Source organism: Pseudomonas sp. D3-27 (genome assembly GCF_051132165.1).
Taxonomy (GTDB): Bacteria; Pseudomonadota; Gammaproteobacteria; order Pseudomonadales; family Pseudomonadaceae; genus Aquipseudomonas.
This window is the reverse complement of record NZ_CP071667.1, coordinates 137426-163201: the sequence shown is the minus strand read 5'-3', so window position 1 is coordinate 163201 and position 25776 is coordinate 137426. Positions and strand designations below refer to the sequence as shown.

Genomic DNA, 25776 nt, shown 5'->3' with positions numbered 1-25776 from the left:
TCCGGCGTGACACAACATAAGGTCGGCGTCATGCTCGACCCTATGTTGCGGCAGCGAGTGAAGCTGCTGTTTTCGTCCTCGGAGAACTTCCCATGAATGCCTCGACCTATCCTGCCGCCCAGCACGTCATGGTGCTCTACACCGGCGGCACCATCGGCATGCAAGCCAGCGCCAACGGCCTGGCCCCGGCATCCGGCTTCGAAGCGCGGATGCGCGACTACCTGCACAGCCAACCCGAACTGGTCGTGCCCCAGTGGCGCTTCCGGGAAATGGCACCGCTGATCGACAGCGCCAACATGACGCCAGCGTACTGGCAGCAACTGCGCGAAGCGGTGGTCGATGCCGTGGATGTGCAAGGCTGCGACAGCGTGCTGATCCTCCACGGCACCGACACGCTGGCCTACAGCGCCGCTGCGATGAGCTTCCAGTTGCTGGGCCTGCATGCGCGGGTCTGCTTCACCGGTTCGATGCTGCCCGCCGGCGTGACCGACAGCGATGCCTGGGAAAACCTCAGCGGCGCGCTGGTCGCCCTGGGCCAAGGCCTGGCGCCGGGCGTACACCTTTATTTCCACGGTGAACTGCTTGCGCCGACCCGTTGCGCGAAAGTGCGCAGCTTCGGCCGTCATCCGTTCAAGCGTCTGGAACGTCAGGGCGGGGGCATCAAGGCGGCTTCCCTGCCAACGCAGCTGAATTACAACCAGCCCAAACACTTGGCGAATGTCGCGGCGCTGCCGCTGTTTCCCGGCATCGGTGCCGAGATCATCGATGGCCTGCTGGGCAGCGGCATCCAGGGCCTGGTGCTGGAGTGCTACGGCAGCGGCACCGGGCCGAGCGACAACCCGGCGTTCCTCACCAGCCTGGCACGGGCGCGGGACAGCGGCGTGGTGGTCGTGGCGGTGACGCAGTGCCATGAAGGCGGCGTCGAGCTGGACGTGTACGAAGCCGGCAGCCGTTTGCGCGGCGTTGGCGTGCTGTCCGGCGGCGGCATGACCCGCGAGGCGGCGTTCGGCAAGTTGCAGGCATTGATTGGCGCGGGGTTGCCGGTGGATGAGGTTCGCCGGCTGGTTGAGCTGGATCTGTGTGGCGAGTTGATCTGACGCTCTGTTAACCCTGTGGGAGCGAGCTTGCTCGCGATAGCGGCAGCCAGTCGACGTCTGCCTCGACTGACACACCGTCATCGCGAGCAAGCTCGCTCCCACAAGGTTTAGTGGCCGCTTTGCGGTCCTGGGCCGGCATACAACTTGCTCCGTCTCCCGTCTCCCCAGGCTGGAAACGGACCATGTTGCATTCCCACCTCACCACCCTCAACGCCGTCTCCCTGGTACTCGATGCCTTCAAGCACGATGGCCTGCCCAGTGATGCATTGCTGGCCGGCAGCGGCATCAGCACGGCGGACTTGAGCCGGGCCGACACGCGCATCACCACCAACCAAGAGATGCAGGTCTGTGCCAACGCCGTGGCCCTCAAGCGCGACATTGGCTTGGAATTGGGGCGTAACATGCACGTTTCTTCCTACGGCATGCTGGGATACGCCCTGCTCACGAGTGCCACCTTAGGTGACGCTTTGCGCCTGGCGTTGCGCTACCCGGCGCTGTTGGGAACACTCTTCGAGCTGGCCTTGGAGGACGACGGCGAGCACATCTGGCTCAGCGCCGGCGACTACCGGGAGAACCCGGCCCTGGCGGTGTTCAACGCCGAGTTCTGCATGGTGTCGCTGAAGGTGATCTGCAACGACCTGCTCGGTCACCCGCTGCCCTTGCGCGCGGCGCGCTTCGAACACTCGGCGCCGGACTACCAGGCGCGCTACGCCTACCTGTTCGACTGCCCGGTGCGCTTCGACAGCTTCGACAACGCCTTCGCCTTCGATCGCCACTGGCTGGAACAACCCTTGCCGCTGGCCGACCCCATCACCCATCAAGCCATGGCCGAACGTTGCCGGCGGCAAAACACTGAATTCACCGGCCGCCAAGCCTGGCTGGGACGAATTCGCCAACTGCTCGGCGCGCAACTGGACGCCGCCCCGGGCCTGGAAGGCCTGGCCGAGCAAATGAACTGCTCGGCGCGCACCCTGCGCCGGCACCTCAAGGACCTGGGTTGCAGCTATCAAGAACTGCTCGATGAACTGCGCTTCGAGCGGGCCAAGCAGATGCTCTGCGAGGATCAGCTGCCGATCTACCGGATCGCCGAACTGCTTGGCTTCAGTGAAACAGCGAGCTTTCGCCATGCCTTCGTGCGCTGGAGCGGCGTGGCGCCGAGTCGGTTCAGGGCGTGAAAGTTGGCTTCAACACGATCCCCGTGGCGAGGGAGCTTGCTCCCGCTCGGCGGCGTAGCCGTCGCAAACCGGCTGACGCGGATTATCTATAGAAACGCGTTGGATCGGTTGGGGCGGCTTCGCCCCCCAGCGGGAGCAAGCTCCCTCGCCACGGGTTGTGAAACTGCGAACCCGTCCACGCCCCGAATCGGCTCACACCCGCGCCAACAAGGGGCGATTTACGGTCAAACCTTTTGGCCATTTCGATCCCCTTTTGGCCTCTCCTGCCGTTCTCCGAAACGCTTCGCGCCGCAAGACTGTGTTCCAACGAATCAGCCCTGCGGAGAACAAGAATGCTGACGATCTACTCAGACGATCACCACCTGCACCACGGACGCTGCGAATTGATGGATGGGCAGTTGATGCCCTGTTTCGAAATGCCGTCCCGGGCCGACCATGTGTTGGAGCGGGTCAAGGCTCGGGCGTTGGGGCCGGTGGAGGCGCCGAAGGACTTCGGCCTCGCGCCGATCCAGCGTGTCCACAGCCCGGCGTACCTGGAATTTTTCAAGGGCGCCTGGGAGCGTTGGACCGAGTTCAATCGCGACGGTGACCTGCTGCCCTACACCTGGCCGGCCCGCACCTTGCGCTCGGTGATCCCGACCAGCCTGCACGGCCAGCTCGGCTATTACAGCTTTGATGGAGGAGCGCCGATTACCGCCGGTACCTGGCAAGCGGCGTACAGCGCAGCCCAGGTCGCCCTCACCGCCCAGGCCGACATCCAGCGTGGCGCCCGTAGCGCCTTCGCGTTGTGTCGCCCACCGGGACACCACGCTGCAAGCGACTTGATGGGTGGTTATTGCTACCTCAACAATGCCGCCATCGCAGCACAGGCCTTTCTTGACCAGGGGCACAAAAAGGTTGCGATCCTCGACGTGGACTACCACCACGGCAACGGCACCCAATCGATTTTCTACGAGCGCAGCGACGTGCTGTTCGCGTCGATCCACGGCCACCCGGAGGCCGAGTTCCCATTCTTTCTGGGCTACGAAGATGAGCGCGGCGAAGGTGCCGGCGCGGGCTTTAACTTCAACTACCCTTTGCCGGCGGGCTCGGGTTGGGAAACCTGGAGCGCCGCGCTGGAGCAAGCCTGCGGCGAAGTCCAACGCTACGATGCCGATGTCATCGTCGTGTCTCTGGGCGTGGACACCTTCAAGGAAGATCCGATCTCGCAATTCAAGCTCGACAGCCCGGATTACCTGGCGATGGGCAAACGCATCGCCGCCCTCGGCAAACCGACCTTGTTCGTGATGGAAGGCGGCTACGCAGTGGCAGAAATCGGCATCAACGCCGTGAACGTCCTTGAAGGTTTCCAAAGCGCCCAATGAGGAACAACAGCATGAACAGACTCAAGCGTTTGATGGCCCCGGCCCTGTGCGCCGCGCTGCTGTGTGGCGCCGCTCAGGCCGAGGAGCGCACATTGCGCGTCTACAACTGGTTCGACTACATCACGCCCAGGGCCTTGGATGACTTCAAGGCGCAGAACAGCCAGGTCAAGCTGATCTACGACATTTTCGACACCAACGAAGCCCTGGAGGCCAAGTTGCTGACGGGCAACGCTGGCTACGACGTGGTGGTGCCGTCCAACGTGTTTCTGGCCAAGCAGATCGAAGCCGGGGTGTTCCAGCCCTTGGATCGCAGCAAGCTGCCGAATTGGAACCACCTCGATCCCAAGCTGATGAAGCTGATCGAGGCCAACGACCCAGGCAACAAATTCGCCGTGCCTTACATGTACGGCACCATCCTGATCGGCTTCAACCCGGACAAGGTCAAGGCCGCGCTGGGTGAAAACGCGCCGGTGGACAGCTGGGACCTGATCTTCAAGGAAGAAAACATCAGCAAGCTCAAGCAGTGCGGCGTGGCCTTGCTCGATTCGCCGTCGGAAATCCTGCCCCTGGCCTTGCAGCACCTAGGCCTGGACCCCAACAGCAATAAGCCGGCGGACTACGCCAAGGCCCAAGCGCTGCTGTTGAAGATTCGGCCCTACATCACCTATTTCCACTCCTCCAAATACATGGCGGATATCGCCAACGGCGATATCTGCGTGGCCGTCGGTTATTCCGGCAGCTTCTCCCAGGCGGCCAACCGCGCCAAGGAAGCCAAGAACGGCGTGACGGTGGACATGCGCCTGCCCAAGGAGGGCGCGCCGATCTGGTTCGACATGCTCGCCATTCCTAAAGGGGCGAAAAACCCGGACGACGCCTACACCTTCATCAATTACTTGTTGCAACCGCAGGTGATCGCGCCGATCAGTGATTTTGTCGGTTATCCGAACCCGAACAAAGACGCTACCGAAAGCGTCGACCCAGCGATCCGCGGCAACTCCAACCTGTACCCGACCGAAGCGGCCATGGCGACGCTGTATACGCTTCAACCGTTGCCGAGGGATGCCGAGCGCGCACGCACGCGAGCCTGGACGCGAATCAAATCCGGCCAGTAACCACGTCGTATCGGCGCCAAGGTCATACGTCGGCCTATACATAGTTACCACCTCCCCCAGTCCGTGCCTCCCTAACATGAAAAACCCGAAGCGTTCGGCTTCGGTTTTTTCATGTTCAAGGAGGGACACGCAAATGGCACTCGACTCGACCGACACAGACCCTACGTCCGATACAAGCATCAAGGCAGCATTGCTCAACCAATTGCTAGCAGGCCCCACCTACCCGGAAGTGGCCGCCGGGCTCCTGCAAGGTGCGCTCAAGGACCTTTACCCGTCCTTGGACCTGGACCCCTACACAACCGTCCTCGCCGAACCGGCCTGGGACATCGTCGACGGTGAAATCGTAGCGCTGCCAACCCGTTATGAATCACTGAGCAACTTACTGGCCGATCAGACAGGCCAAGAAAATCCGAGCTTATTGATCGAAGGTTTGCACTTCCTGACCCGGCTGCCGATTACCGAACCCGAAGTGCACTTGCCGGTGCGCATCGAGCAAATCGGAAGGTTGATCAATGAGCTGGCGCCCGCGATGTTGAAGGCCAACCAGGAACAACAACTGGCGTACTGGAACATGCCATTCGCTCATTACGGTGCCCGCTGGCATGAGCTGTCCAATACCTTGCGCAAATTCTGGGACGTACGGCAAATCAAGGGCTGGACGGCGGACGAATGTGCCATGGCCAGGCAACTTTACCTGTACCCCGACCCGCAAGACCGTAAGGATAAATTCCAAAGCCACGCGTACCTGGTCGACGTCGATGCAGTCGCTGACACTCAGGTCACTCGCTTGAACGAGAACTCGCTGGTCGTCCTGATCGGTCAGATCGATGACAAGGAGGTCATCCTTACGCACTCGTTGTACAGCGGTTATGAGAAGTTCGAGACACGTGACGCATTGGGCCAGTCCCTTACCGATCATCTATCGCTCTCTCACCCCACCACCGCGATACGCTGGCGGCTCTATGAACCGCGCGCAAACATTTTCGACAGCAAAGCCTGTGGACTTATTGGTGTGCAGGTCAGGGTGCTCGGAAACCCTCGTGCGGAGTCGGACGCTGTCGCTGCTGAGCCCGAAATACCCATCAGTGGAATCGCGGTCGGACCAGGCGAGGCGTGGTTGAAGCAGCAGATACCCGATTGGTTACGCAACGCACCAGTAGCCGACCAGACGTTGTTCGCTCAATACATGAAAAACCTGTCGGCGCTGGGCAGTTCCCACGCCGGCGAAACTTACCTGGACGATATCCCTTCGATCAAGGACTACGCGTCAAATGCCTTGAAAACCCAGATGCAATCCGACCACAGCGATGTTTCGACTCTGAAACCGGAAACAATCGTCATCGAGATAACAAGCCCGGTGGTCTGGGGGACCTTTGTCGTTCCGTTCAAGTTCGACACAACCGAGTTCAACTTAATCGATCTCGCCTTGCAAAACCTGATTGCGCTTCCACAGGGCAACAAAACCGTGAAGTCCGTGGACGGGACCGAGCTTCCCGAATGGGTGACGGTGGACTACCTTGAGCGCCTTATTACCCAGATCGATATCGGTCGCGTCTATCCAGAGCTGATCAAACGAAAACTACTCGACGATCCAACGCAATCGTCCCGTCGAGAGCGCCTGTTCAGTTCACAGCTACGCATACAACTGCCCCTGCTTGCGCTGGAAAGTAAATTGAAGGGGTTGGGCGATATCGATGATCGCGGCTGTCGTTACGTCGCGGCGCTGATGGAGCCGCTGGAAGCCGACCGCAAGGTTGACGGGCAAGCCATTGTCCTGCGCAAGCTGGCGTTCGTGCCAGAGTTGCAGCTCGGTATTTCCGAGGACATCGTGGCCAATATGTTTGTGATCGGCCCGCAGACACCCAGCGCCGGCCCCTGTCTGCTCTACCGCCCTCTACTCGAACCGCAGCTGTGCCAGTTCCCCTCGTTCAGCAATTTGCTCTATGCCATCAAGCAGTCAGCCACGTTGCGCCAATCGGTACTGGCGTGGCTGCCCGATGGGGTGCGGGACACTTACAGCCGACTGGTTTTCCCGGGCGCCCTGCCTTCGCCCTGGGCCGTTTTGGAGTTCGTGGCGACCCCCATCACATCATTAGCCAACGCGGGGCCCATCACCTTAAGCGACGAATCCTTGGGAGCCGATTTCATGCCGCTGTTGTTCAAGGCCAACGCCAACGCCCTGGTGACACTCGCCGATAAACAATCGGTTTCCAACAGCGAGAGCCGTTGGGAGTCGTTCAAACAGGCGGGGTGGTTGATTTTCAATCTGGCGTTGCCCTATCTCGGCACCACGGCGAACACCGCGACCTGGCTCTGGCAGATACTGGAGGACGTGGACCGAATAGCGCAGGACGACGGAGAGCGCAAGGGCCAGCCCAAGTGGGAGATCGTCGTTGATTTACTGTTGAACGTAGCGTTAGGCGTGGCCAATATTGCTATCGATCGTTCCAAAGCCGGCAACCGCGAGCGACCAACAGAAGCGCCTGAGGTGGCCCCGAAAGCAAATGTGCCAACACCCTTACCCAAACTCAGCATCGAGACACTTTCGCCACTCGTGCAAAAAGAACTGTCACAAGAGCACTACGAGTTCATCCATACCAGTGGCGCCTTGATGGGTAAATCCGGCAGTCACGCCGGGCTTCTCGCTAGCTTCAGCATCGATGCGCCCGATAACCTCGGGCAACCCGAGAGCGAAGGCGTGTTCAAAGGCCTCTACCCGAAAAATGGGAAGTGGTATGCAAAGCTGGCGAGCCAGTGTTTTGAAGTCAGCGTCGAGGGCGAGCAGGTCAGCATCATCAAGGACACACGCTCCGGCCCCCCCTTGCTCCGGGACGAGCGTGACCAGTGGAGAATCGATAGTCGCTTGCGATTAAAGGGCAGCGGATCGAAAGGCGTCAGGCAGAAAGTCGTCGTCGCGGCACAACGCCGCAACATCGAATTGCTTGCCGAACTCAATAAATTTGAGGAAAGCAGAACGTATAACGAATGGGCGCTGAATATCGGTGCTCAAAACATGGAGCGGGCATCGGCCGATACCAGGGACATTTTTGCTGAAGCTTATAGAGTCTCCCTGCAAACGCAGCGGCAAAACTATGAACGGGCATTGAGCGCTTTGATGGAGTGGCCGGTCTTCCAGGCGAGGCCGGATGCTCCGCGCGTGAGCCTTGGTTACCTGAACGCGCAAATAAATTTCACTTTCGCTGACATGGACATATTGCGGGAACAATTTCTGCCCGCCATGGCGCAGGCGAGGGTCATGATCACCCCTCGCTTCCAAATGCGCGAGCAACGACACGTCGATGCTGCCAACAGCATGATTCAGCTCGGTGACAACATGATCGAGCGTCTGGAATATATTGAGACACGCTTTTCCAAGCTCAAGAAACTCGGGCTCGGAGGCTTTGAGTTTGTGCGCGAATACCGCAGAAAAATGCCTTCCTACACCAGTGACGATCTACGAATTCTTCAATTGGAAATGTATCGCCACCTCTGCCTGACCCTCGACAGCGTTAAAACAATGCCCGAAGGTTGGCTGGAGATTGACCGACTGATCGACAATGCGATGGTGGCCTTCCAAACCTTGCGCGAGGCGCTCGATGAAACAACTAAGATCCGGCTGGACGAACAAATCGATGCACTCGGCAGCCTGACGGAACAGTTCACTGCCATCCGGGAGCACCTGGACTACATGGGAAACGAATACCAGGACAGTGCTAACACTCAACAACTCAAGCATCTGGGTAATCGAATAACCAAGGCAAAAGAGCGAGCGTTGCGTCATCTGGCCAAGGCCCTCGACGAGCGAAGCAATGAAAGACAATCGCTGACTGTGCATGAGGAACGCCCCCGCTCCAGGAGGAAATTTATCAGGGGCCGCTTCTGGGGAGTCGTCAGCGGCGTGGCTCGCCTGTCCAGCTCGTACGAAGAAACGGGTTGGGTCGAGGTGAGGAATCCGTTATCCGGTGAAATGATCGCTTTATTCCACCGCAAAGAAACCGGTGAATGGGTCCCCCATATTGAGACCAACGAACCTCCGGCGATCCCCTCCCTGAAAACCAGCGTCAAGAAAGGCAAAGCCCTGATCAAAGGACTCTCTGCATTCAAAACACAAGTCCAAAATGACTTGCAGCAGCCAGACCGTACACCGTCCGGTATTTCATTGATCATGGGCGCCCATGCGAGCCGGTTCGATACAGTCGCCAATGCAATCGAAAAGGCGCTCGACCGGGCCAGGAACGAAACGGTCGAACTTGCGCCAGAAGAACGGAGTTCCGCCGAATCCTTGCGATTGCAGCTCAAGAGCGAAGCGACGGCGCTACGCGCCGAGGAACACGAGACCGTACTGGGGCTCGTCAAACGAAGCCCGCCCAACATGAGCGGCGTCACTTGGCTGAACGAACGAAACCTCATCCACGTGACTAAACGAATCGACCGAAAGCGCATCAAGACCCCGGCGGGAAAGAGATACCTCGACCGGTATGAAATTCAGGACAAGCAAAGCGGCAAGCCGCTATGGTTCGCGGACTTTCACTACTCCACCTTTTGGGGGGTCGACCTCAAGTTTCTTTCGGCACACCTGAGAACCCCTGAGCAGGTCAAGTCAGGCATGGCAGACATCTCCTTGGATCGATTGAACCAACGTCAATTGATTGATCGTTACCGCAGCGAAATTGCCGTGGATCAGGCCATACAGGTGTTCTTTCCAAAGAAACGGCCATGAAGCCGAGCCTGGCCTGCGATTGATGTCCCGGCCGCGGGCCGTCAGACATCCCAGGCCTTAGCCAGGCTCGCCAGCGCCGTGCCGATCGCCGCGGGCGGGACTGCCGCGAACCCCAGCACCAGCCCGGCGCGGACCTGCGCAGGCGTGGTAGGCAACCAATAGCCGCTCAGGCCATTGATCTCCACGCCGACGCTGGCCGCCTTGGCAATCAGCTCCCGTTCACGCTCGATGCTGTCCACAGGTACCGTGACATGCAGCCCGGCGACGACCGTGGGCATGGCGCCAACACCCTCGACAGCCTTGGGCCAACCCGCCAACAACGCATCCCGCCGAGCCAGGGCCGCCCGACGCATGCGCCTGATGTGTCGCTGGAAATGCCCGGCGGCCATGAACTCGGCCATCACGGCCTGGGTGCTGACTTCGGAGTGGCGCACATCCACGGCGCGCCGTCGGGCGAAGGCGTCGACCAGGCCCGGCGGCAACACCAGATAACCCAGGCGCAGGGCCGGGAACGCCACCTTGCCGAAGGTGCCGACGTAAAGTACCCGGCCCTGGCGATCCAGCGCGGCCAACGGCGCCAGCGGCGCGCCGCTGTAGCGGTATTCGCCGTCGTAATCGTCCTCGACGATCCAGCCGTCGTTGCGTTCGGCCCAACCCAGCAGCTCCAGCCGCCGCGCAAGGCTCATGACCACCCCGGTCGGGTATTGATGGGAGGGCGTGACATAGGTCAGCCGACAATGGCTCAACGCCGCGAGCGCCGCGCAATCCAAGCCATCGCTGTCCACCGGCACGCCTCGGACGTCGGCTCCAGCCACCGCAAACGCATGCCCCGCAGCGCGATAACCTGGGTTTTCCACCGCCACCACGTCACCGGGATCTACCAACAGCTGTGCACAAAGGCTGATGCCCTGCTGCGCGCCGCTGGTGATCACAATTTGTTCAGCCGTGCACTGCAGGCCCCTCGAACTGCGCAGGTAAGCCGCAATCAGGCCACGCAAGCGTTCGTCTCCTTGAGAATCGCCGTAGCACAGCTGTTGAAGATCCGGCTTGCGCCAGAAAGCCCCGTTCAGCTTGGCCCAGACATCAAAAGGGAACAGGTCGAAGGCCGGCACACCCACCCGGAATGCGCGCGGTGGTCCCGCCGGCGGCTGGGCCAGATGATGCTTTTCGACACGTAGCAGCGCGTCGCTGTGGATAACTTTACTGGATGGGCCCACAGGTAAATCGAGCCATTCTGTGGATAAACCTGTGGGTAAGCCTGTTGAAAAGCCTGTGGATGCTTTTGTGGATAATTTCTTCAGCGGCAACGCCACTGCGGACAGATTCGCCACATAGGTTCCGTCACCGACGCGTCCTTCGATAAAACCTTCGGCATAGAGCTGGTCGTACGCACGCACCACGCTGTTGCGGGAAATGGACAAGGCCGCCGCCAGGTCGCGGCTAGCTGGCAGACGCGTGCCGCTTGCCAGGCGACCATCCAGGACGCGGGCCCGCAATGCCTGATAAAGCTGCCGGCCGAGCCCGTGGCGGCGATCCAGTTCGATTCCAGCGGGGTTGAACGACAGCGGCGGCACGGGGTTGTTCATTCACACAGCCTCAGGAATGGACCTATCAAACTGGCCTGGAGTGGCTCTTACAACAGACCAATAGCCTGCCTAGGATGCTGGCATTCGCCAAGGAAAAACTTTCATGTACAACCCAAAAGCCTTCGCCGTCCAAGACATACCCCAGTTACATCAAATGATGAACGAGTGCCGCTTGGCCGTACTGGTCACCCAGGGTGAACACGGCCTACAGGCCAGCCACTTGCCGCTGCTGCTGGATACGCGACAGGGTCCCCACGGAAGCCTGCGCGGGCACATGGCCCGGGCCAATCCGCAATGGCGCGACCTGGAGGCCGGGGCCGAGGCCCTGGTGATATTTCCCGGCGCCGATGCCTACGTCAGCCCGGGCCTGTACCCCAGCAAGGCCGAACACGGCAAAGTGGTGCCGACCTGGAACTACCTGGCCGTACACGCCTATGGCACAGCCGAAGTTTTCAGCGACGCCCATCGCCTGCGCGAAGTAGTCGGCGCCCTCACCGAACGTCACGAAACCGGCCGCGCCCAACCCTGGAAACTCGATGATGCACCGGCCGAGTACGTCGAAGCGATGCTCAAGGCCATCGTTGGTTTTTCGCTGCCTATCCAGCGCCTGGAAGGCAAACGCAAGCTCAGCCAAAACCGCAGCCCCGAAGATATCGCCGGAGTGCGCAACGGTCTCGCCACGAGCACCGATCCGCAAGATCAGGCGCTGTCACGCCTTATGCCTGATGCATCCACCAAGGAGTGAACATGAGCCACACCGAGATCCGCCTCGTCACTGCTGAAGACCACGCTGCCTGGCTGCCGCTATGGCAGGCTTACCTACGGTTCTACAACACCGAACTGCCGGAAGCGGTGACCCACAGCACCTGGCAGCGCCTGCTCGACGATCGCGAACCAACCCACGGCGCCCTCGCCTGGCACGGCGATACGGCGGTGGGCCTGGTGCATTTCATTTACCACCGCTCGAACTGGAGCATAGAGAACTCCTGCTACTTGCAGGACTTGCTGGTGACCGAGCAAAGTCGGGGCACCGGTGTTGGTCGGCAATTGATCGAATTCGTCTATGCCACGGCCAAGGCCGACGGTTGTGCCAAGGTCCACTGGCTGACCCACGAGACCAACACGACCGCGATCCAACTCTACGAACGCATCGCCGAACGCCCAGGCTTCATTCAATTTCGCAAAGCCTTGTAAGGAGCACTGCATGTCGACCCCGCTTACCGATTGGAAAGGTGTCTCGGCGCCATCTACGCGCTTGCTCGAAGGGCGATTCATCCGCCTGGAAAAACTCGACCCGGCGCGTCATGCCGAGGGTCTTTGGCAAGCCCTCGAAGGCCCCGGGGCCGATCCGAAACTCTGGGACTACTTGCCCTACGGTCCCTTCAAGGTTCGTGGCGACTTCGACGCCTGGCTGGACAACCATGCAGCCAACACCGACCCGTATTTTTTCAGCGTGATCGACCGTGCCAGCGGCGAGGTGCAAGGGATCCTCAGCCTGATGTCCATCGTGCCGGCCCACGGCCGCATCGAGATCGGCCACGTCACTTTTGGCGCGCCGATGCAGCGATCGCCGAAAAGCACCGAGGCGGTTTATCTGCTGGCCAAGGAGTCGTTCGCCCTCGGCTACCGTCGCCTCGAATGGAAGTGCAACAACGGCAACGCCCGCTCCAAATATGCCGCCGAGCGGCTGGGCTTCACGTTTGAGGGGGTGTTCCGCCAGCACATGGTCGTCAAGGGCCAGAACCGCGACACGGCGTGGTATTCGATGCTCGACTCGGAGTGGCCGGCGATCGGAGCGGCATTTGAACGATGGCTGAGCGAAGAAAATCAACGCGAAGGCGGGCAGGTCCGAAGCTTGGCTGCTTGCCGTTGAGCAAGAGCAGATGGCTATCGCGAGTGACCTTGCGATAGCCATCGTTGCATCACTCTTTATATATTTTGTATTGCCATGCCCAGTCCGGTATCCGGTTATAACAACCCACGTATTCGGCAAACATCAAAAGACTGTGTTCCGCTCGATTCGCAGTAAAGTCGAAGCGATAGAGATGATTCAGTACCTGCGCCGAGGTCGTGGGATCGGCAAAGACTCTGTCAATCAGCTGATGCGCGCGTGCCACATCCTGCTGCAGAGCATTGATCAATGCCGATGTGAAATTCGCTTCGGAGTTCAATGGGCGAACCTGCCCAAGCGCGTCGTAAATATTCAAGTCACTGTAGTACGGGCTGATCAACTCTCTCCAAATACTCCTGGCCTCCTCTCGGGTAAAATTATTGGTCAGATTAGCCAACAAGTTAGGGATGTCGAGCAGCATAACGATTCTGGAGTTCGACGGAACGCCATCAGAGCCGCTCAGCAGCTTGGCGATACTCGCCATACCGATATCTCTGGCGCTTGCCGGCTCCAAGAAACGGATAAAAGCCGCCAGAGATCCTGAATGCATTTCGATATTTCTCAGCGTCTTGTCCGTGAACAAGTGGATCCACCGGATATCGATATTGCCGGTATCCAATAGCTCCTGAGCACGGGTGTCGGCATACCTGGCAATAAAATCCAGCTTCGCTGAACCGAGGGACGGATGACTTATCCACCTTGAAAATACAGATACGGCCAAAGCACCGCCAAGATTGGTTGCGATCACGCGAGAAACCAGAACTCGCTCAGCCCTGGCCAATAACCTGCTTCTGTTGCGAAGCGCACCTCGAAGCAAGCCGACGGTTCGTCCGACCATTTTTTTATAACGAAAGAACTCTATCAACTCATTGATCAGCCTTCCCTCGCCTCGATTTACCTTGAGGGTATTGGCGATCTCGGCCAACTGATGTGGGTGTACCAGTTCCCTGCCGTTAAGGAGCCCCCGCACATCCCCGGCAGCCGCCTCGCTGCTCGGAATATATGCGTTCGGGTTCTTGGGATAGAACTTATGCCACTCGTCGATATCGACGCCGTACTCAAGCAAGATATGAATGGAATCCCGGTTCAACTGAAAATAGCCATCCCTGGCCAGAAGATCGATCGTTCTCCCACCCACGCTGCTGACCAGCGTCATATCCAGGAGCTCTTCGACAACGCTTCTTTCGGCGGGTGTGTAGGGGGTGAAAGAGGTTGCCAGTCCATACAAAGGCCGGGCCGGAGTCAGTTGCTCGATTTGCCTCCAGAGCTCCGACGAGGAGACACCGACGGCTGTCAAGCCTGCACGCAGCGACAGATGTAGCCGAGGCGATCCAAACAATTTATATGGGTTGCGCGCGCCAGCGATCAGGCTCGTTAAAACTTCCACGGTCTCCCTGCCCAGGAGATTTTCAAGCGTGGCCTCCGTTTTCGCTAACACCTGTTTCGCCTTCGCGACCGCCTCCTCGCTCTGACCAGCCGGTTGCCGCATTGGGCGGGAGGTGTCCTGAAGCTCCAAGTGGCGAAACGATTCGAGGTTTTGGCGAATGTATCCTGCCGACGCCAGGCGCAACTCTGTTGGGGTGAAAACGACCCTCCCCTCAAGTTCGTCCAACCCCTGGGTAACAGCCGAGAAGAAACAGTCACCGGTGCTTCGAATTGTGATGACACGATCTGCCTGGACCAGATCATAGTGGTTGTCGCTCGACCGTCTCACCACGACATCCGTGGCGTAATCCGGACTGCTCGACAAACGTTCAGGGCCTGCCTGGCGCGAGAGCCGCAAGGTGGAAGGGAGCCTCCCGGGCCTGACATCCATGATGACCAAGCCCCTGTTCTGCGGCCAGCCTGGAATATGGGGCACGAGTTCGGGAACGATATCCATCAGGAGAAAATCCCATTGGCCGGGCTGTTCCAGCACAGAGATCATGTCCTCGAGCGTTTGGCCACCCGTTCTCGAACCTGAGGGGCCCTGCCGCGTTGAACGTTCCCCGCCACCTCCGCGGCCGAACCCGACCGCACGCCATTCCCCATCTGGCATGCGTGCCACGGTGCTCCTCATCACACCACTGGAGCGGATACTCGACCCTGAGACTGGGTCGACCAAAGTCGCCTCGGTTGCGTTCAGCTTCGTACTGTCGTGCACGCGGAGCACCATTGCCCCCGGTTGTCGCACATACACTGGGCGAGCGGTGACGACGCCTGTCGCTGCATCCCGAACGGTAACGCGGTAAAACCCACCAGCGTCCGGGGTCAGCCCTCGTATAACCGTAGCATCCTTCACCGCGTAGGGACCGTAGATTGCTTGTTCCAATGGCAACCCAATCGGTTTTTCCTGTTGGTTTAGACGGGCCAATACCTCCCGGGAAAACGATCTATTTCGTGAGGTGCCCATCGCACCGCCGATAGGTCGCGGCGCGATGCCGGAGCGGATCAGATATTTGACAATGTTCAGGTGAAGCGGGATTTGGCCGGTCTTGGCGACCATCAGGTACAGCTGCAACGCGGCGTAAGCGGGTGCCAGAAACGAAACCACGTCCAGGAGCGTTTCGAACGCCATCACGGTCAGGTTGAAAATGGTTTGGTGCAGGATGTTGCGGTTGCTGTTGGAACGATGATCGGCATGGGCAATTCGAAATCTCACATGCGCCCCATGGAGCGCTTCAGACAGATCGCCGCCGATCAACGAGCCACGCGCCAACGGTCGACCGCTTCGCGTCCCGAAAATCTGCTTCAGTTCTTGAGGATTGTTGGTGGCGATGCGGGAAGCGAAATAGACCTGCCATTCCTCCCGTTGAAGAAGATCCGCGACACCATCATTGAGATTGGCAAACTCATGCAGATCATCTCCACCGGGACTGTCCGGAAAATAGACGCCAACGGTTCCCTGTATTGTCGGCCCGTCCTGATCTGAAAAAATCAGCACACCGTCGACACTGGTCGCGTTGCCCAAGGTGCCGTGCTGTCCTCCCGCGCCTACGGTCCCGCCCAGCAGCAGACCGTAAACATGTACCTCCCTTCCCTGTACTCTTACGCGATCCTTTGCCTTCGATGATTGGATAACCGCATCCTGCCAGAGAACAACCCGTTTTTCGGTGCGTGCTGGATGGACACTGACATCCGTCGCGGTCTCTTTGAGTACATCACCTTTGAGGACGACTTCGTAGCCCTTGAGGGACATATTGGCCAGGTAAGCATCCCACCAGGCCTCCTTGTAGTCCGGCGCATTCATCTTTTCCTTGAGGTACGTCTCGTAACGGTCACCGATATCAAGACTCGTCGCCATCCTGGCAAGCTCAGGCCCCGTTAAAAGAATCAAAAGACGGGTCAGCGGGTGACTGATCGGTTGGCCGTCCTTATCGACAAGATAGACCGGCCGGATTTCCTTCATTGCATTCGGGTACTGCGCAGGGCGCGTATTGTCGATCATCAATTGGGTCAAGCTGGTCAGTCGCGAGTCGTTCAACGTACAGGCGCGACCTTGAAACAAGGTAGTCAATGTCCGGTCTGGATCGGGGTCAATCTCCTTGTGCAGTTGCTCCCGGAGATAGGCGACGATTTTTTCGCGACTGAATTCCGATATTGTCTGAACGCGTCTTTTGGCAATTTCACTTTCAGCCGTCAGCGCCTGCTCTTCCAAGATGCGATAGATGCGTTTGTGCACAACCGTCGCGGCTCTGTAGGCGTCCGGGCGACTGTTTTTGAGCAAGGTTTCGCTTCGGGCGACCAGCACACCGTCAAGCGCCAGCATCGGAAGTTGCAGCGCTTTCTCAGCATCCAGAGCAAAGCGGGCCAAATCGAACTGCACAAGTTCCGGTGCTTTCAGAACGGCTTGTAACGACGCGTACTGAAGATCAAGCAGGTCTTTGGCTGCCCGCTCGAAAACATGCTCAGGAAGCGCCTGATCAATACTTTTGATTTTGCGCTGCTGCCCTTGATAGACCGGGGTTACCGAATTCACCAACTCCCGGAACTCATCGAACCGCTCTATCCCCCTCTCCATGGAGTACAGGAATAAAGCCGGCTGATCACGTTGCTTTATCACCATCGCGGCCGGCCACTTCTGCGACAAGTCGCCCTCCATTTCAAGCATGACCTTATATACATGGGGAAGATGCTCTTTCCTCATCAAACTTCCCCTGGCCGCCTCTGAAGGGTGGGTCGTGATGATGCTCAGCAGGCGATCCTCGTCATTGCGCAGGTTCCGCTCCCCATGGGTTAGCCGTGCAGTGGGATCTCGATCGGCTTTGTATAAATCCAATAAATACAGGAATCGTTGGGAAAGTCTGAGGACCAACTCATCTTGCGCGGTGGAGGGGATAACCGGGTCGAGCGCGTCTCTCAGGGTCTCCTTCGTGCGAAATGCCGCCAGGTCATCAAGGAACTGACGCCTCAGGTGGTTATTGGTTGTAGGGTTCTCAATACGGAACGCCGACGTCATGGCCGCCAGGATTCGAGCATCCATCGGGTCGACGAATAGGCTGTCGGTGTCTTGCACCGTGTCCGAGCGAGTGAAAAAACCCACGCTTCCCTGGGCGTATACAGGAGACTCATCAGTGGACAAACAGTCCATCATGACTTCGCTGAAACTCAATGAAGAAACCAATGAGCGCGCCCCAAGTGAATCTGTCGTGAAGTGATTCACATAACAATTGTCCGGGTCGATCGCCTGTCGCGCTGCGCCACGGAATTTGTCCGGCTCGATTTTTTTCCTGATCGAATCGACCAGCAGATTCTTCAACGCCGTGTCGAACGTGGGCAAGCCTGCAAACAAACGATTCAGGTCAGCTTTATGGGTGGCCAGACATTTCAGCTGTTTATGGCGAGCTTCTTCCTGAGGGGCCAGCGAGGCGTCTTGACTGACGGAGTCGGCCTCCAAAGCGAGCCCAGGCCCCCTGTAGCCCGGAGGCACGCCTGCTTGCAACTTCTGCAACAGGTTTCTTGGAAGCACAAAGCCGTCGATACGAAGTGCCGAAAAATCCCGCTTCATATGGCTTCTGTGGGGATACTCGATCCAATCCTCGCATCGATGAAAAGCCGCGTAGGCAGCAATTGGCTCGCTTTGATAGGCCTTGAGAAAACCCTGAGTGACAGCGGCACGCAAGGGAACCGATGCGGTTTTATCTTCAGCAGCCGAATCGACAGCTTCAACTTCCTGGTAGGTCACACGAAGCGGTGTATCGCCCAGCAATCCCAACTCCAGCAACCACTGATCGGCAAACTTGTGCGGCTCGAATGCATCGCCGTCAGGTAATGGATCAATGCGTGCAAGGGTGACGGGCGGCGCCTGGCGCGGCACGCCTGGTTCATCGTTAAGCAAAAGGGTCATGGAGGGTCCGTTTGTTTGATTAAAGAACCCAGACCCTATCCTCCCGCCACCGCCGTGAAGCCATACATATATATGGGCAACCTGAGCCTGCTATATACATATGTAAACGTAAGTTTCCGTAGCGTTGCGAGGCTGCTGCGCATGAGTAACTGTGACAGACATTCTCGCGAGTCAGCCATGTGATGGCGATTGGATCACTCCGCTTTTGGCGCAAGCCTCTTGGCCAGAAATTTAACGAGGGATTCGGGCGTCGCCCCCTCTTTGGCATACTGCCAGGCCCATTCGGGTATTTCCCCTCGATGACTCACGTGGCGTGCGAAACTCAAACGACTATGCTCGGCCCGATTGCCTGAAAACCCGAAGCGCTGCAGAAATTGCTGGGTTTCCCCTTGGTTCACCGCATAAGCCCCCATAAGCAGTTGGTGGGCACGGGTTTCCTCGCTTATCAGGCTGTCCACCAATGCACCTGCCAAAGCCGGCTCGGACGCTCGGTAAAGGGCTGGGTTTATCGGTTGGTTCGGGGAGCATTGGACTGTCCAAGGGTTGATTGGAAAGTCCGCAAACCTATCGTGCCGGCGAGGCAGCGTTGACATACATATGTATGGCGTCCCTGCCGCGTTGGGTAGGAAATCGTAAGCGCGGGTGAACAAGCGGTCGGCCAATTCCTCGGCCAACCGCCACGCCTCTCAACCCAATCGTTGGGCCAGGACGGCGATATGTTCCGGCCCGATTCCGCAGCAGCCCCCCAGGTGACTGGCCCCGCGCTTTTGCCAGTCCGTTGCCCACTGAAGATACCCCGGTGGATCGAGGTCGTCGCGCAACGGGTCCAACCCGTCGTTGGCGGTCGCCTCCTTGGGCTGCGGCGGAAACGCGTTGGCGTAGGCACCGATGTGGATTTTCACGCCCAGGCGCTCGAACGTCTGCCGCGCGGCATCGATGGCGCCACCGATCACCTCCGGCTGACTGCAGTTGAACAACAGCGTCTCGACGCCCAGCTGCGCTGCGACGGCCGCGGCATCCGCCACGGGTTCACCGGAACGCAGGCGCGGCACTTCATCCGTGTCCTCGTCTTTCAAGGTGAACGAGAGCCAGAACGGCTTGCCATCCCGTGGGATCCCGGCACGGATGGCTCGTGCCTCGACCGTTGAGCTTTGGGTTTCTGCCAGCCACAGGTCGACGTGGGGCGCTAGTCCCGCCACCAAAGGCGCCAGCAGCTCACTTGCACGGGACGCATCGAACAGATCGGGACGGTAGGAACCGAACAGCGGCGGCAGCGACCCGGCCACTCGTACGGTTTTGCCTGAAGCCTGCACCGCCCGCCGCGCCAGTTCACCGGCCAAAGCCGCCAGTGCCTGACCTTCGGCGGCAAAACGCGCCTCGCCAATATGGAACGGCACCACGGCGTAATTGTTGCTGGTGATCACGTTGGCGCCGCTGGCGATATAAGCGGCATGGACATCTTCCACTGCCTGGGGCGCTTCGCTCAATGCCAGCGCCGACCACTCGGGCTGTCGAAACGGCGCGCCACGGCGTTGCAGTTCACGGCCCATGCCGCCATCGAGAATGACTGTTGCTACGCCCATATGCGATTCACTCATAAACTTATGAAAAATACTCACTACCGGAGTAGTTCTTATAACTATTTAATGCGCACTCTTTCGCCAATCACAACCTCTTTTCCAACCAGGGATCGCCCATGAAATTTCAACCGTTGCTGGCCCTGGGCCTGGGTCTGCTGGCTGCGTCTTCCCAAGCGCTCGCAGGTATCACCCTGGATCGTATCGAACAGAAAAAAGAGCTCGTCGGCGTGTTGATGGAAAGCTATCCCCCTTTCTCGTTCCTCAATGACCAGAACCAGCTTGACGGTTTCGACGTGGACGTCGCCAAAGCCGTCGCGCAGAAACTGGGTGTGAAGCTGCGCCTGGAAACGCCGTCCTGGGACGTGATTGCGGCCGGTCGCTGGAGCGGGCGCTACGATATCTGCATCTGCTCCATGACACCGAGCAAGGCCCGCGCCGAGGTGTTCGATTTCCCGGTGCAGTACTACGCCTCGCCAGCGGTCATCGTGGTCAACGCCAAGGACGACAGCATCCATGGCGCCAAGGATCTGAGCGGCAAGAAGGTCGGCCTCACCAGCGCCTCCAGCTACGAGAGCTACCTGAACAAGAACCTGGTGATCGAAGGCGCCGAGGATACCCAACTGAGCTATCCATTCGAGAACGTACAGATCGCCCCGTATGACACCGATAACGTGGCGTTCCAAGACCTCGGCCTGGGCGCCGGAGTGCGCCTGGACGCGGTGCTGACCAACCTGGTGACCGCTCAGCCACGCCTGACCGAAGACAAGCGCTTCAAACTCGCTGGCGAAGCACTGTATGCCGAGCCAAACTCGGTCGCCATCGAAAAGGGTGACGCCGAGTGGAACAGCAAGGTGCAAGAAGTCTTCGCCCAACTGAAACAGGACGGCACCCTGAGCAAGCTCTCGCAAAAATGGATCGGCGCCGACATCAGCCAATGACCTCCATTCCGCCTCCTGTCCAGCTACCGCCACCGGTGACTGAGTCGCGCCTGCATAAAATCTTCGGCTTTCGCACACGCTTGTACCTGACGTGGGCGGTCATGCTGGTGCTGTTCGCCAGTTTTTTCCTGAGCTTCGACCTGAAGTTCTCGATCATCCTCGACAAACTGCCGAACCTGCTCGGTTTGCATCTGGCCGCCAACGGCTTCCTGCAGGGCGCGGTGCTGACGTTGTTCCTGTGCCTGTGCTCGATCGTCGCGTCGTCACTCCTGGGCTTCATCACCGCGCTGGCGCGGCTGTCCAGCAGTGCGGTGGCGTTCGGCATCGCCAGCTTCTATGCGTCGTTCTTTCGCGGCACCCCGCTGTTGATCCAGATTTTGCTGATCTACCTGGGCCTGCCCCAGCTGGGCATCGTTCCTGGCGCCATTGCCGCCGGCATCATCGCGTTGTCATTGAACTACGGCGCCTACCTGAGCGAAATCTTCCGCGCCGGCATCCTCGGCGTTCCCCCCGGCCAACGCGAAGCCTCCCTCGCCCTGGGCATGGGCGAAACCGTGATCTTCTGGCGCGTCACCCTGCCCCAGGCCATGCGCACCATCATCCCGCCGGCCACCAACCAATTCATCTCCATGCTCAAGGACTCCTCCCTGATCTCGGTGATGGGCGTCTGGGAAGTGATGTTCCTGGCGCAATCTTATGGTCGCTCCAGCTATCGCTATATCGAAATGCTGACCACGGCCGCGATTATTTACTGGCTGATGTCCATTGCGCTGGAGCTGATTCAAGCGCGGATGGAGCGGCATTATGGAAAGGCTTACCTAAAGCGCAGCTAATCGATCGTGTATGAACCTGCTGTAGGGTAAAGCTACAGGCTCCGCCAGCCATCGCGACGATGGAGGGAACCGAGCACGACCGGCCTACGCTCTTCATCCGCCAATTCGCCTCTGCGGCGAGAAGATGGCTGGCATCGCCGCTTTCGGTGAATTTTTAGAGTGCGACCTTCTCCACTACAGGTCGCATTCAATGCCTACCCAACACCTATTCCTGCCCCACCATCTTGCCTTGGCAATAACCTTGGCCCTCGGCTGTGCCGAGGTTTCGATGGCCCAGTCAGTTACCGAGGACCCCCGCCCCGTTGAAACAACCGCGAAGATGCAGGCGAGGCTCAAAGCGTTCGCGGCGGCGCCGGATACAAACATCGAACCGGTCACCAAGGCCCAGGAAGCGCCCCTATCGATGAGCGACGGCAATGACCTTGTAATTGTCAGCAAGCAAGGCGAACTTTTCGGGCCCACTGACGGCGGCGGCGGTACCAATGTTCTGCAGTTGGATATCAGCAAGGGAGGCGTAATCGGCCCAACCGGCAACTTCAAGGATCTGTACCTCAAGCAAGGCGAATGGTTGAACAGTGGCGCGCTCACCGGTGCAAGCCTGGTTGACTCAAAGGCAAAGCTGGCCAACACCGGTCAGATAACGGGCGCGGTGCATGTGCTTGGCGTATTCCATAACCCAGGTACCGTGGCCGGGCCTGTGTTCGTTGGAAAAAACGGCACGTTCAGCGGCAACGGGACGGTCGACGCGCTGGATGTGACGGGTTTGGTTGAAGTCGGTCCAGTCATGGGTGCCCCCTCGGTTACCCATGACCTGAAGCTGTCCAAAAGCGCGACGCTGGCTTATGGAGTCGACGCGGAGAAAGGCGGCGCCACGATCAAGGTTGGCGGTACCGCGACGTTAGGCAATGCAACGTTGAAGATCACGTCTCTGTCGGGCGAGTCCATCGCTGAGAACAAACACGTCGTGATAAAAGCGCAAAAAGTCGAAGGGAAGTTCGGGAACGTCATCAACGAACTGGCCTTGATGACGGCAACACCTGAGTACGCCACGGGAGAAGTAGGATTGACCCTTGCGCTTAAGGACAAGGTGCCCAACGAGATCGCGCCCACGGTTAATAGCCAAGCGGTTATAGGCAGTATCGTGGAACACCATGCCGAAGCAACGGAGGCTGGCCCCGCCGTCGCTTTACCCGCTGAACAAATATCCGCCACAGAATCGCAAACCCGTCATCCCGCGTCATATCCCAACGAACCCGCGAAAGTGGCAGCCAACCCCAAACCCAACGCCGCCATCAACGCCCTGCTCGGTACCAACATGGCCACCGCCGCCGATGCCATCGACCAACTGGGCGGTTACGACACGGCAGACCTGGGCAGTGCGACTTTAAGCAGCGTCGCACCGATCAGCTCGGGAATGCTCTCCGCCATGGGCCGGAACAACCCGACGGGTGAGCATGGCAATGGCCAGGTCTGGGTCCAGGCCATCGGCAACAACGGCAGCCTCGCCAAGCAATTGGGCAGCCTTGCCCTGAAGCATTCGACCAAAGGTTTGATGCTGGGAACCGACTGGGCCGTCAGCCCCGATTGGCGCCTGGGCGTCATCGGCAGCAAAACCCAGACACGGCTGGACAGCTATCAATTCGACGGCGCGCTCGACAGTTGGCTGGTGGGTGCCTATGCCTTGCGCCAGGACGGGCCAGTGGCCCTGCGCCTGGGTGCCGTTTATGGCAGCCATGACGGAAGCACCAAACGCCATGTTGGGTTCAATGGTTTCAGGGATCACCTCAAGGGTCGCTACGACGCCACGACACAACAGATCTTTGGACAGGTCGGCTACAACCTGGACGTCGGACACTTCGATATGGAGCCCTACATCCAGGTGGGTTACCAACGCTACCAACGCGACGCCTATGCAGAAAAAGGTGGCGATGCTGCATTGCAATACCACGACCAGAGCCAGGAACACTTCAGCAGCGATCTCGGCCTGCGTATCGCCCACCCTTTTGCGTTCGACCAAGGCATGCGGTTGACGCCACGCGTGGATGTCGGCTGGAAACACCTATACGGCGACATCAGGGGCAGCTCCCATCAACGCCTGGCTAACGGTGGCAGCACCTACATCATCCAAGGGGTGGAACTGGACCGGGACAGCCTGCTCTTGCAAGCGGGGTTGGACCTGGCCATGTCGCCACGTCACACCCTGGGGTTGAGCTACAGCGCAGAAACGGGCCAGGACAACCGTAACGGCGCGTTGACCGGGCAATGGCGGATGGCGTTCTAACGGGCAAAAAAAGGGGAGCACCTGCTCCCCCGAGGTAAAACGTTATATCGCGGCTGTTCGGATCAGCCTTCGATTTCCACCAGGATTTCGCCCGGATTGACCCGGTCGCCCTTGGCTACATGAATCGCCGTGACCTTGCCTGGGATGGCGGCCTGGACTTCGGTCTCCATTTTCATGGCTTCGGTAATCAGCACTGCTTGGCCGGCCTTCACCACGTCGCCCTCCTTGACCAGCACATCAACGATGTTGCCTGGCATGGTGGTGCTGACGTGGCCCGGCGCGGTGGCTTGCTTGCGCTTGCTGCTGCCGCCGCTGACGAACTCATTGAGCGGTTCGAACACGACCTCTTCCGGCATACCATCGATGGAGAGATAAAAATGCCGCTTGCCCTCGGCCTTGACGCCTACGCCGGTGATGTCGACGCGATAGGTTTCGCCGTGGACATCGATGACGAATTCGGTCGGTACACCTTCGCCGCCAGCGGAGCTCACGCTGCCCGCCTCTGGGATAGGCAGCAGTACTTCGGGGGTCAAGGTGCCGGCTTCACGCTCCTCGAGGAACTTGCGCCCGATGTCCGGGAACATCGCGTAGGTCAGCACGTCTTCCTCGGATTTGGCCAAGGCACCGATTTCACCACGCAACCGGGTCATTTCCGGCTTGAGCAAGTCGGCCGGACGCACATCGATCACGTCTTCGCTGCCGATGGCCTGGCGACGCAGCTTCTCGTTCACCGCGCCAGGTGCCTTGCCGTATCCGCCTTGCAGGTAGAGCTTCACTTCGTTGGTGATGGTCTTGTAGCGCTCACCGGCCAATACGTTGAAGAACGCCTGGGTGCCGACGATCTGCGAGGTCGGGGTCACCAGCGGCGGGAAGCCGAGGTCTTCGCGTACTCGTGGGATTTCCGCCAGCACTTCGTTCATGCGGTTCAGTGCGCCCTGCTCTTTCAACTGGTTGGCCAGGTTGGAAATCATTCCACCCGGAACCTGGTTGACTTGGACGCGGGTGTCCACCGCGGTGAATTCACTCTCGAACTGATGATATTTTTTGCGAACGGCGTAGAAGTACAGGCCGATTTCCTGCAACAGTTCCAAGTCCAGCCCGGTGTCGAACTCGCTGCCTTTAAGGGCCGCAACCATCGACTCGGTGCCCGGATGGCTGGTGCCCCAGGCGAAGCTGGAGATCGCGGTATCAATGTGATCGGCACCGTTTTCGATGGCCTTGAGCTGGCACATCGCGGCCAGGCCGGCGGTGTCGTGGGAGTGGATGAACACCGGTAACGATTGCTCGCTCTTCAGCGCTTTCACCAGCTCGCCAGTGGCATATGGGGTCAGCAGGCCGGCCATGTCCTTGATCGCCACCGAGTCGCAACCCATGGCTTCCATCTGCTTGGCCTGGGCCACGAACGCGTCGATGGTGTGCACCGGGCTGGTGGTATAGGCGATGGTGCCCTGGGCATGCTTGCCGGCAGCCTTCACCGCTTCGATGGCGACCCGCAGGTTACGCACGTCGTTCATCGCATCGAAGATACGGAACACATCGATGCCGTTGACCGCAGCCTTGGCCACGAACGCCTTGACCACGTCGTCGCTGTAATGGCGGTAGCCCAGCAGGTTCTGGCCGCGCAGGAGCATTTGCAGGCGGGTGTTGGGCAGCGCCGCACGCAGTTGGCGCAGGCGCTCCCACGGGTCTTCCTTCAGAAAGCGCACGCAGGCGTCGAAGGTTGCGCCGCCCCAGACTTCCAGCGACCAATAGCCGACTTTGTCGAGCTTGTCGCAGATCGGCAGCATGTCTTCGGTGCGCATGCGAGTGGCGAGCAGCGATTGGTGGGCGTCGCGCAGGATTGTGTCGGTTACGTGGATCTTCTTGGACATTG

General features: G+C 59.2%; 16 protein-coding genes. 11 read left to right on the top strand and 5 right to left on the bottom strand.

Annotated features, from left to right (window positions below; all coding sequences use genetic code 11):
• Positions 1 to 92: 92 nt before the first annotated feature.
• From J3P92_RS00715 to J3P92_RS00695, 5 genes are all read left to right on the top strand, one after another.
• A complete protein-coding gene (locus tag J3P92_RS00715; RefSeq protein ID WP_434561578.1) occupies positions 93 to 1097 on the top strand; it encodes an asparaginase in 1005 nt (334 codons plus the stop codon).
• A 182-nt stretch (positions 1098 to 1279) separates the two neighbouring features.
• Positions 1280 to 2272 (top strand): AraC family transcriptional regulator, encoded by a 993-nt coding sequence (locus J3P92_RS00710; RefSeq protein ID WP_420766119.1) that lies wholly within the window; start codon positions 1280 to 1282, stop codon positions 2270 to 2272.
• A gap of 332 nt (positions 2273 to 2604) precedes the next feature.
• Complete coding sequence (locus tag J3P92_RS00705) at positions 2605 to 3636, top strand: histone deacetylase family protein (protein ID WP_434608785.1); 1032 nt, start codon at positions 2605 to 2607, stop codon at positions 3634 to 3636.
• Between the two features lie 11 nt (positions 3637 to 3647).
• Complete coding sequence (locus J3P92_RS00700) at positions 3648 to 4748, top strand: polyamine ABC transporter substrate-binding protein (RefSeq protein WP_434649624.1); 1101 nt, start codon at positions 3648 to 3650, stop codon at positions 4746 to 4748.
• A gap of 133 nt (positions 4749 to 4881) precedes the next feature.
• Positions 4882 to 9468, top strand: a complete 4587-nt coding sequence (locus J3P92_RS00695) for a dermonecrotic toxin domain-containing protein (protein ID WP_434649622.1) — start codon at positions 4882 to 4884, stop codon at positions 9466 to 9468.
• A 41-nt stretch (positions 9469 to 9509) separates the two neighbouring features.
• Here the strand turns inward: J3P92_RS00695 and J3P92_RS00690 are convergent, their stop codons facing one another.
• Positions 9510 to 11054 (bottom strand): PLP-dependent aminotransferase family protein, encoded by a 1545-nt coding sequence (locus J3P92_RS00690; RefSeq protein WP_434649620.1) that lies wholly within the window; start codon positions 11052 to 11054, stop codon positions 9510 to 9512.
• 103 nt (positions 11055 to 11157) lie between these two features.
• On the opposite strand from J3P92_RS00690, the gene J3P92_RS00685 reads away from it, so the two are divergent.
• From J3P92_RS00685 to J3P92_RS00675, 3 genes are read left to right on the top strand one after another with little or no spacing between them, the layout of a single operon-like run.
• Positions 11158 to 11799, top strand: coding sequence for an FMN-binding negative transcriptional regulator (locus tag J3P92_RS00685; RefSeq protein ID WP_420766114.1), 642 nt, complete (start codon positions 11158 to 11160; stop codon positions 11797 to 11799).
• Between the two features lie 2 nt (positions 11800 to 11801).
• Complete coding sequence (locus J3P92_RS00680) at positions 11802 to 12248, top strand: GNAT family N-acetyltransferase (RefSeq protein ID WP_420766113.1); 447 nt, start codon at positions 11802 to 11804, stop codon at positions 12246 to 12248.
• 10 nt (positions 12249 to 12258) lie between these two features.
• Positions 12259 to 12927, top strand: a complete 669-nt coding sequence (locus tag J3P92_RS00675; RefSeq protein ID WP_420766112.1) for a GNAT family N-acetyltransferase — start codon at positions 12259 to 12261, stop codon at positions 12925 to 12927.
• Positions 12928 to 12976: 49 nt separating this feature from the next.
• On the opposite strand, the gene J3P92_RS00670 is transcribed toward J3P92_RS00675, so the two are convergent.
• From J3P92_RS00670 to J3P92_RS00660, 3 genes are all read right to left on the bottom strand, one after another.
• The gene (locus tag J3P92_RS00670; protein ID WP_434649618.1) at positions 12977 to 18271 is read right to left on the bottom strand and encodes a hypothetical protein; all 5295 of its coding nucleotides are present in this window, start codon (positions 18269 to 18271) and stop codon (positions 12977 to 12979) included.
• Between the two features lie 194 nt (positions 18272 to 18465).
• Positions 18466 to 18729: a hypothetical protein gene (locus J3P92_RS00665; protein WP_434649617.1), complete on the bottom strand. Its 264-nt coding sequence runs from the start codon at positions 18727 to 18729 to the stop codon at positions 18466 to 18468.
• A gap of 228 nt (positions 18730 to 18957) precedes the next feature.
• The gene (locus J3P92_RS00660) at positions 18958 to 19854 is read right to left on the bottom strand and encodes a homocysteine S-methyltransferase family protein (RefSeq protein WP_434649615.1); all 897 of its coding nucleotides are present in this window, start codon (positions 19852 to 19854) and stop codon (positions 18958 to 18960) included.
• A 113-nt stretch (positions 19855 to 19967) separates the two neighbouring features.
• Between J3P92_RS00660 and J3P92_RS00655 the strand changes: the two genes are divergently transcribed.
• The 3 genes from J3P92_RS00655 (at position 19968) to J3P92_RS00645 (ending at position 23903) form a co-directional block, all read left to right on the top strand.
• Positions 19968 to 20789 (top strand): ABC transporter substrate-binding protein, encoded by an 822-nt coding sequence (locus J3P92_RS00655; RefSeq protein ID WP_434649613.1) that lies wholly within the window; start codon positions 19968 to 19970, stop codon positions 20787 to 20789.
• Positions 20786 to 21622 (top strand): amino acid ABC transporter permease, encoded by an 837-nt coding sequence (locus J3P92_RS00650; RefSeq protein ID WP_434649611.1) that lies wholly within the window; start codon positions 20786 to 20788, stop codon positions 21620 to 21622. The genes J3P92_RS00655 and J3P92_RS00650 overlap by 4 nt, the downstream gene beginning before the upstream one ends.
• A 190-nt stretch (positions 21623 to 21812) precedes the next feature.
• A complete protein-coding gene (locus J3P92_RS00645; RefSeq protein ID WP_434649610.1) occupies positions 21813 to 23903 on the top strand; it encodes an autotransporter outer membrane beta-barrel domain-containing protein in 2091 nt (696 codons plus the stop codon).
• A gap of 62 nt (positions 23904 to 23965) precedes the next feature.
• On the opposite strand, the gene oadA is transcribed toward J3P92_RS00645, so the two are convergent.
• Positions 23966 to 25774, bottom strand: coding sequence for a sodium-extruding oxaloacetate decarboxylase subunit alpha (oadA, locus tag J3P92_RS00640; RefSeq protein ID WP_434649608.1), 1809 nt, complete (start codon positions 25772 to 25774; stop codon positions 23966 to 23968).
• Positions 25775 to 25776 lie beyond the last annotated feature (2 nt).

Excerpts from the sequence above, each read along its gene's own strand:
- J3P92_RS00705 (WP_434608785.1), top strand. The coding sequence starts at position 2,605 with ATGCTGACGATCTACTCAGACGATCACCACCTGCACCACGGACGCTGC.
- J3P92_RS00700 (WP_434649624.1), top strand. The coding sequence starts at position 3,648 with ATGAACAGACTCAAGCGTTTGATGGCCCCGGCCCTGTGCGCCGCGCTG.
- J3P92_RS00645 (WP_434649610.1), top strand. The coding sequence starts at position 21,813 with ATGCCTACCCAACACCTATTCCTGCCCCACCATCTTGCCTTGGCAATA.
- J3P92_RS00715 (WP_434561578.1), top strand. The coding sequence starts at position 93 with ATGAATGCCTCGACCTATCCTGCCGCCCAGCACGTCATGGTGCTCTAC.
- J3P92_RS00655 (WP_434649613.1), top strand. The coding sequence starts at position 19,968 with ATGAAATTTCAACCGTTGCTGGCCCTGGGCCTGGGTCTGCTGGCTGCG.
- J3P92_RS00690 (WP_434649620.1), bottom strand. The coding sequence starts at position 11,054 with ATGAACAACCCCGTGCCGCCGCTGTCGTTCAACCCCGCTGGAATCGAA.
- J3P92_RS00710 (WP_420766119.1), top strand. The coding sequence starts at position 1,280 with ATGTTGCATTCCCACCTCACCACCCTCAACGCCGTCTCCCTGGTACTC.
- oadA (WP_434649608.1), bottom strand. The coding sequence starts at position 25,774 with ATGTCCAAGAAGATCCACGTAACCGACACAATCCTGCGCGACGCCCAC.
- J3P92_RS00650 (WP_434649611.1), top strand. The coding sequence starts at position 20,786 with ATGACCTCCATTCCGCCTCCTGTCCAGCTACCGCCACCGGTGACTGAG.
- J3P92_RS00670 (WP_434649618.1), bottom strand. The coding sequence starts at position 18,271 with ATGACCCTTTTGCTTAACGATGAACCAGGCGTGCCGCGCCAGGCGCCG.
- J3P92_RS00680 (WP_420766113.1), top strand. The coding sequence starts at position 11,802 with ATGAGCCACACCGAGATCCGCCTCGTCACTGCTGAAGACCACGCTGCC.
- J3P92_RS00660 (WP_434649615.1), bottom strand. The coding sequence starts at position 19,854 with ATGGGCGTAGCAACAGTCATTCTCGATGGCGGCATGGGCCGTGAACTG.
- J3P92_RS00685 (WP_420766114.1), top strand. The coding sequence starts at position 11,158 with ATGTACAACCCAAAAGCCTTCGCCGTCCAAGACATACCCCAGTTACAT.
- J3P92_RS00695 (WP_434649622.1), top strand. The coding sequence starts at position 4,882 with ATGGCACTCGACTCGACCGACACAGACCCTACGTCCGATACAAGCATC.
- J3P92_RS00675 (WP_420766112.1), top strand. The coding sequence starts at position 12,259 with ATGTCGACCCCGCTTACCGATTGGAAAGGTGTCTCGGCGCCATCTACG.